General features: G+C 61.9%; 4 protein-coding genes and 1 tRNA gene. 1 reads left to right on the forward strand and 4 read right to left on the reverse strand.

Translation table 11 applies throughout. The features are described from left to right. Nucleotides 1-46: 46 nt before the first annotated feature. From Q0K15_RS10360 to glmS, 4 genes are all read right to left on the reverse strand, one after another. Nucleotides 47-904, reverse strand: coding sequence for an ABC transporter permease (locus tag Q0K15_RS10360; protein WP_294515775.1), 858 nt, complete (start codon nucleotides 902-904; stop codon nucleotides 47-49). Next, on the reverse strand, nucleotides 891-1,847 hold the full coding sequence (locus Q0K15_RS10365; protein WP_294515776.1) for an ABC transporter permease: 957 nt from the start codon (nucleotides 1,845-1,847) through the stop codon (nucleotides 891-893). Before Q0K15_RS10365 ends, Q0K15_RS10360 begins: the two co-directional genes overlap by 14 nt. A 95-nt stretch (nucleotides 1,848-1,942) precedes the next feature. Next, complete coding sequence (locus tag Q0K15_RS10370; protein ID WP_294515777.1) at nucleotides 1,943-3,550, reverse strand: peptide ABC transporter substrate-binding protein; 1,608 nt, start codon at nucleotides 3,548-3,550, stop codon at nucleotides 1,943-1,945. A 5-nt stretch (nucleotides 3,551-3,555) separates the two neighbouring features. Next, nucleotides 3,556-5,391: a glutamine--fructose-6-phosphate transaminase (isomerizing) gene (glmS, locus tag Q0K15_RS10375; RefSeq protein ID WP_294515778.1), complete on the reverse strand. Its 1,836-nt coding sequence runs from the start codon at nucleotides 5,389-5,391 to the stop codon at nucleotides 3,556-3,558. Between the two features lie 174 nt (nucleotides 5,392-5,565). Between glmS and Q0K15_RS10380 the strand changes: the two genes are divergently transcribed. Next, a tRNA-Pro gene (locus Q0K15_RS10380) sits at nucleotides 5,566-5,642 on the forward strand. Nucleotides 5,643-5,657 lie beyond the last annotated feature (15 nt).

Here is a 5,657-nt window from a genome sequence, read left to right on the forward strand (position 1 = left end):
AAGCGTGCGGCTGAACGCCGCACGCTTTTGAAATCCGCTGTTCTATTTAATTTCCTCTGGCACCCCATCTGGGATCCATGGCGTCTCGCAGGGCGTTGCCTAGGATCTGGAGGCAGACCACCGTCAGGATGATGAGGAGACCCGGCGGCAGCCACACCCATGGCCGTCCCGTGAGGACGGCCAAGCTGGTTGCGCTCTGCATCAGGTTGCCCCAGGAGGCCTGGGGCGCCCGGATGCCCACCCCCAAAAAGCTGAGGCTAGACTCAGACAAAATGGCCCGCCCCACCCGCTGGCCCAAGGCCGCCCACACCGGTGCCACCACGTTGGGCAGCACGTTGCGGGCCAGGATAGTCCCCGTCCGGGCGCCCAGGGCCCGGACGGCCAGGATGTACTCCTTCTCCCGCACCGAGAGCACGTTTCCGTAGACAAGCCGTGCAATACCCGGCCAGCCCAGCAGGCCGATGACCAGCACCAGGTTGAGCACCGACGCCCCCACTAGGGTCACCAGGCACAGGATGAGTACGATACTGGGAAAGGACTGGAATACATCGGCCAGACGCATGATCCAGAACTCCCACGCTCCCCGGCGGTAGCCGGCCAGCAGGCCCAGGGGGACACCCACAGCCAGATTGATGGCCGCCGAGGCGAAGCCCACCAACAGAGAGATCCGTCCCCCGCAAATGAGCCGGGCAAGCACGTCCCGGCCCACATCATCAGTACCCAGCCAGTGCTCCGCCGACGGAGCCGCCCAGAAGCCGGCCGCCCGGTCGGTGACATCCGGCTCCAGCCCCAGCAAGGGTGGCAGAATCAGCACGCTCAGGATCTCCAGGGCCAGAATGGCCATGCAGACCACCGCCCGCCGGTCCGTCAGCAGGCGGCGCCACACCCGCTTACCGCCCCCCATAGCGCACCCTCGGGTCCACGAAGCCGTAGACCACATCCAGCAGCAGGCTGGTCAGCAGCACTGCCAGAGCCATGACCACCGCAACTCCCATGACCACGTTATAGTCCCGGCCACTGACGGCAGAGAACATAAGACTGCCCATGCCGGGCCAGCCAAAGATCCGCTCCACCACCACCGAGCCCCCGATGATGTGGGGGATGTGGGTCAAAATGCTGGTGAGCACCGGGATGAGGGCGCTGCGCAGGGCGTGGCGGACCACCACGGCTCCCTCCCGCAGGCCCTTGGCCCGGGCGGTCATGATGTAGTCCTCCCCCATGACCTCCAGGCAGGCGCTCTGGGTCTGGCGGAGGATGCTCCCCACATTGCTCACCCCGATGATCCCGGCAGGCAGGATCAGGTGCCGGAGCAAATCGCCCAGGTCTCCCCCGCCCGCCGTCTGGTACATTCCGGAAGAAGGCAGCCACCCCAGCCGGACGGAAAACAAGAAGATGGCTACCAGGGCCAGGAAGAAGCCCGGCACCGCCGAGCCGGAGATGGTAAAGAGATGGGCCAGACGGTCCCACAGTCCCTTGGGCTTCCAGGCCGCCAGTACTCCCAGGGGAATGGCGATGGCCACCGCCAGCAACACGCCGGTGCCGGTGAGGATGAGCGAGGGTCCGATCCGCTGAGCGATGAGATCAGACACATCCTGCCCATAGTGGTAGGATCGGCCCAAATCGCCGCGGAAAAGCCCCGCCAGCCACGTGACATAACGGGCCGGCAGGGGCTGATCCAGTCCAAAGGCGGCCTCCATGGCCGTCTGTTCCGTGGTGCTGGTCGAGCCCTCCCCCATAAGGTCCGTCAGGTCCCCCGGGGCAAGGTCCACCAGCAGAAAAACCAGGATGGTGATACCGAAGAAAACTGGGATGGCGGTAATGAGCCGCCTGCGGATATACTGTGCCATTGCACTTCCTCCTGCACTTCCGGCCCGGTCAGGGCACAGGGGACCCCGGAGCCGGGGTCCCCTTACGGAGGTCTTTCTCTAATTGCTGTAAATGTTTATTCCTTTACCCATTCCCACACATTCTCATTGGAGAAACTGGCAGAGGGGTAGTCAATGTTGGCCACCGTGGGCGACTGGGCATGGAGTGCGGTGCCGAACCACAGGGGGATAAAGGGCCGCTCCTGGGCCAGGTATTCATCCAGCCCGGCCACCAAGGCCAGCCGCTCGTCCGGATCGGCCTCCGCCCGGATGGCCTGGATATGGTCGGTATAGGGACTCAGGTCGGCCACATGGAAGAGGTTGTTGGCGGTGGAGAGACGGCTCTCGGTAAACCACAGGGGCAGCGCGCCGGGGGTGTGGCTGGCGATGCCCATGTCGTAGGTGCCCTCAGACATGCCGGCAAACATGGCCGCCGAGTCCACCGTCTCAATGGTAACGTTGATCCCGGCCTCAGCCAGGTTCTGCTGCATGAGGGCAGCCAGACCGGACCGGTTGGAGGTGCACACCAGGGTGTAGCTCCGGCCGTCGTACCCTGCTTCAGTCAACAGGGTCTTGGCCGCCTCCACATCCCGCTCCCCCGCCGGCACAGCAGCATCGGCGTAGGGGCTCTCGGGGCTGATGCTGCTCCCCGCCACCGTGCCCAGGCCGTGGGTGGACTGCTCACACAGCAGCTCCTTATCCAGGGCAAGCTCGATAGCCCGGCGGACCCGGGCGTCGGGAATGCTGTCCCCGTTGAGCATCAGCTCAAAGAAGGTATTGGGCACCGTCCCCTCCAGCACCGTCACACCGTTGCTCTCCGCCAGGACGGCGTCCTCGGCAGACACATTGCCGCCAATGGCGTAATAATCCAAATCGCCGGCGATGAGAGCGGTGAGGAGGTTGGACTTATCCATCACCGTCATGACCAGGTAGTCAAAGCCGGGGACGCCCAGCTGGTAGTTCTTGTTTGCCACCAACGTGAGCTGGCTGCCAGGCAGCTCCTCCACAAACTTGCAGGGCCCGGAGCCCACTGGCGCTTTCCAGAGTTCCAGCTCCATGAGCGACTCCGGATCAGCACCCTCCAGCAGATGGGTGGGCAGCACATAGAACTCCCGGTTCTTGTCCAGCAAAAAGTCCTCCGGCGTGGTGGGGCTCTTGAAGGTAAGCTTCAGAGTATAGCCGTCTGTGGCCTCCACGCCGAAGGTCTCCCCCTCTACCCGACAGCCGTCCCCGTCTGTCCCCGTGAACACCGAGAAGTTCCCCCGGCCCAGCACCGGGCAGGCAGGATCGGTCATGAGGGTGAAAGTCTCCACCCAGTGCTCTGCCGTCACCGGCGTTCCGTCATGGAAGGCAGCCTTCTCGTCCAGGTGGAAGAGTGCGGTATAGCCGTCCTCGCTTCCCTCCCAGCTCTTGGCCGCTCTGGGAGACAGGGTACCGTCGGCGTGGATATAGGCCAGCCGGTCATAGATCTTGTCATAGATCATCCGGGCGTAGTTGCTGCCCGAAACGCTGTTGTAAGGCATCAGGGCATCCCAGGCGTTGGAGATGCCGTAGTGGATGGTCACCGGTTCGGCGCCGCTTTCGGTGGGGGCAGTGCCGGTCTCAGCGGTTTTTTCTCCACAGGCGGCCAGCGTGAAGGTCAGGGCCAGAGCCAGGACCAGGGGGATCAGTCTCTTCAAATGCATTCTCCTTATTCCACCGTCACCGACTTGGCCAGGTTCCGGGGCTTATCGATATCGCAGCCCCGCATGAGGGCCACATAGTAAGCAAACAGCTGCATAGGGATCACGTCCAGGCTGGGCAGCAGCATGGGGTGGGTGTCCGGCACGGTGATCACATGGTCCGCCGTCCGCTCCATCTCCTTAGCCTTGGAGACCACGGTGAGGCCCAGCACATCGGCGCCCCGGGACTTTACCTCCACCACGTTGCTTATGAGCTTGTCAAAGAGCTGCACCCGACTGGCCAGAGCCACTACCAGCGTACCATCTTCAATGAGAGAAATGGTGCCGTGCTTGAGCTCGCCGGCGGCGTAGGCCTCGGAGTGGATGTAGGAGATCTCCTTCAACTTTAGGGAGCCCTCCAGACCGATGGCGTAGTCGATGTTCCGGCCGATGAAAAAGATGGACTCGTGGTTGAAGTAGATGGAGGCATAATACTGGATGGCCTCCCGGTGGGCCAGCACCTCCTCCATTTTAGTGGGGATGGTGAGGAGCTCGGCTACGATCTCCTGATAAATCTCCTCGCTCACCGTACCCAGGAGCTCGGCAAACCGAAGCGTGATGAGATAGATCACCGCCAGCTGAGTAGAGTAGGCCTTGGTGGTGGCCACGGCGATCTCCGGGCCGGCCCAGGTGTAGAGCACGTCGTCCGACTCCCGGGCAATGGTGGAGCCCACCACATTTACGATGGACAGCACACGCGCCCCAAGGCGTTTGGCCTCCCGCATGGCGGCCAGGGTGTCGATGGTCTCACCGGACTGGCTGATGACGATGCACAAGGTGTGCTCACTCACCAGAGGGTCGCAGTAGCGGAACTCCGAGGCCAGGGTGACCTCCACCGGCTTGCGCAGGATGCGCTCCATGATATACTTGGCCACCATGCCCACATGGTAGGAAGAACCGCAGGCGATGATATAAATCTTGTCCATGGCCTGGAGCTGCTCGCTGGTGATCTCCAGTTCGTCCAGCACCACCCGTCCGTTCTGGATGCGGGGGAAGACGGTGTCCCGGAAAGCCTTGGGCTGCTCCATGATCTCCTTGGCCATGAAGTGCTCATACCCCCCCTTCTCGGCGGCGGAGATCTCCCAGTCCACGTGGTGGAGCTCCTTCTGCACTGGCTGGAGGTAGGGGTGGTTGTAGACTTGGATGCCGTCCCGGGTGAGGACGGCGATCTCCCCGTCGTCCAGGTAGTAGACGTCCCGGGTGTACTTGATGACGGCGGTGACATCGCTGGCCAGGAAGTGGAAACCCTCCCCCAGGCCCAGGATCAGAGGGCTGTCCTTCCGAGCGGCGATGAGGCGGTCGGGGCAGTCGGCACAGATGATGCCCAGAGCGTAGGCGCCCTCGATGCGGTGAAGCACCTTGGTGACAGCCTCCATGATGTCGCCCCGATAGTAGTACTCCAGAAGCTGGGCCACCACCTCGGTGTCGGTCTGGGACACAAAGGTAACACCCTTAGACTCCAGGAACTCCTTGATTCGGGCATAGTTTTCAATGATGCCGTTATGGACCACGGCGATGCGCCCGGAGGTACTGACCTGAGGATGGGAGTTGATGTCGGAGGGCTCGCCGTGGGTGGCCCAGCGGGTGTGTCCCAATCCCACGGTGCCGTGGATGGCTTTGCCGCCCTCCACAATATCGGAGAGTACCTTCAGTCTTCCCTTTGACTTGACTACTTTCAGACCATCTGTTTCAGAATAGACCGCCAGGCCCGCCGAGTCATAGCCGCGGTACTCCAGCCGCTCCAGGCCGTCCAGCAGGATGGGCGCCGCCTCTTCCCTGCCGATATATCCAACGATTCCACACATAGGGCAGATCTCCTCCAGTTCTTGGATAGAAAAATGAAAGAAATGTGACGATAGATTATTATATCATCACCTTTGCCCTCCTACAACATAAATTTCGCACCGCTGTGAAATGGATAAAACCATACTTGACATTACGCTTGGAAACCACTATAATAAATACTCGGTAACACATTTCCGGGTGTGGCGAAGCTTGGTATCGCGCTTGGTTCGGGTCCAAGAGGCCGTGGGTTCAAATCCCGCCACTCGGACCAAAAATCCGCTATTTT

Origin of the sequence: uncultured Intestinimonas sp. (genome assembly GCF_944387245.1) — a bacterium.
GTDB lineage: Bacteria > Bacillota > Clostridia > Oscillospirales > Oscillospiraceae > Intestinimonas.

Coding starts and splice junctions, on each gene's coding strand:
- Q0K15_RS10360 (WP_294515775.1), bottom strand. CDS start 904: ATGGGGGGCGGTAAGCGGGTGTGGCGCCGCCTGCTGACGGACCGGCGG.
- Q0K15_RS10365 (WP_294515776.1), bottom strand. CDS start 1,847: ATGGCACAGTATATCCGCAGGCGGCTCATTACCGCCATCCCAGTTTTC.
- Q0K15_RS10370 (WP_294515777.1), bottom strand. CDS start 3,550: ATGCATTTGAAGAGACTGATCCCCCTGGTCCTGGCTCTGGCCCTGACC.
- glmS (WP_294515778.1), bottom strand. CDS start 5,391: ATGTGTGGAATCGTTGGATATATCGGCAGGGAAGAGGCGGCGCCCATC.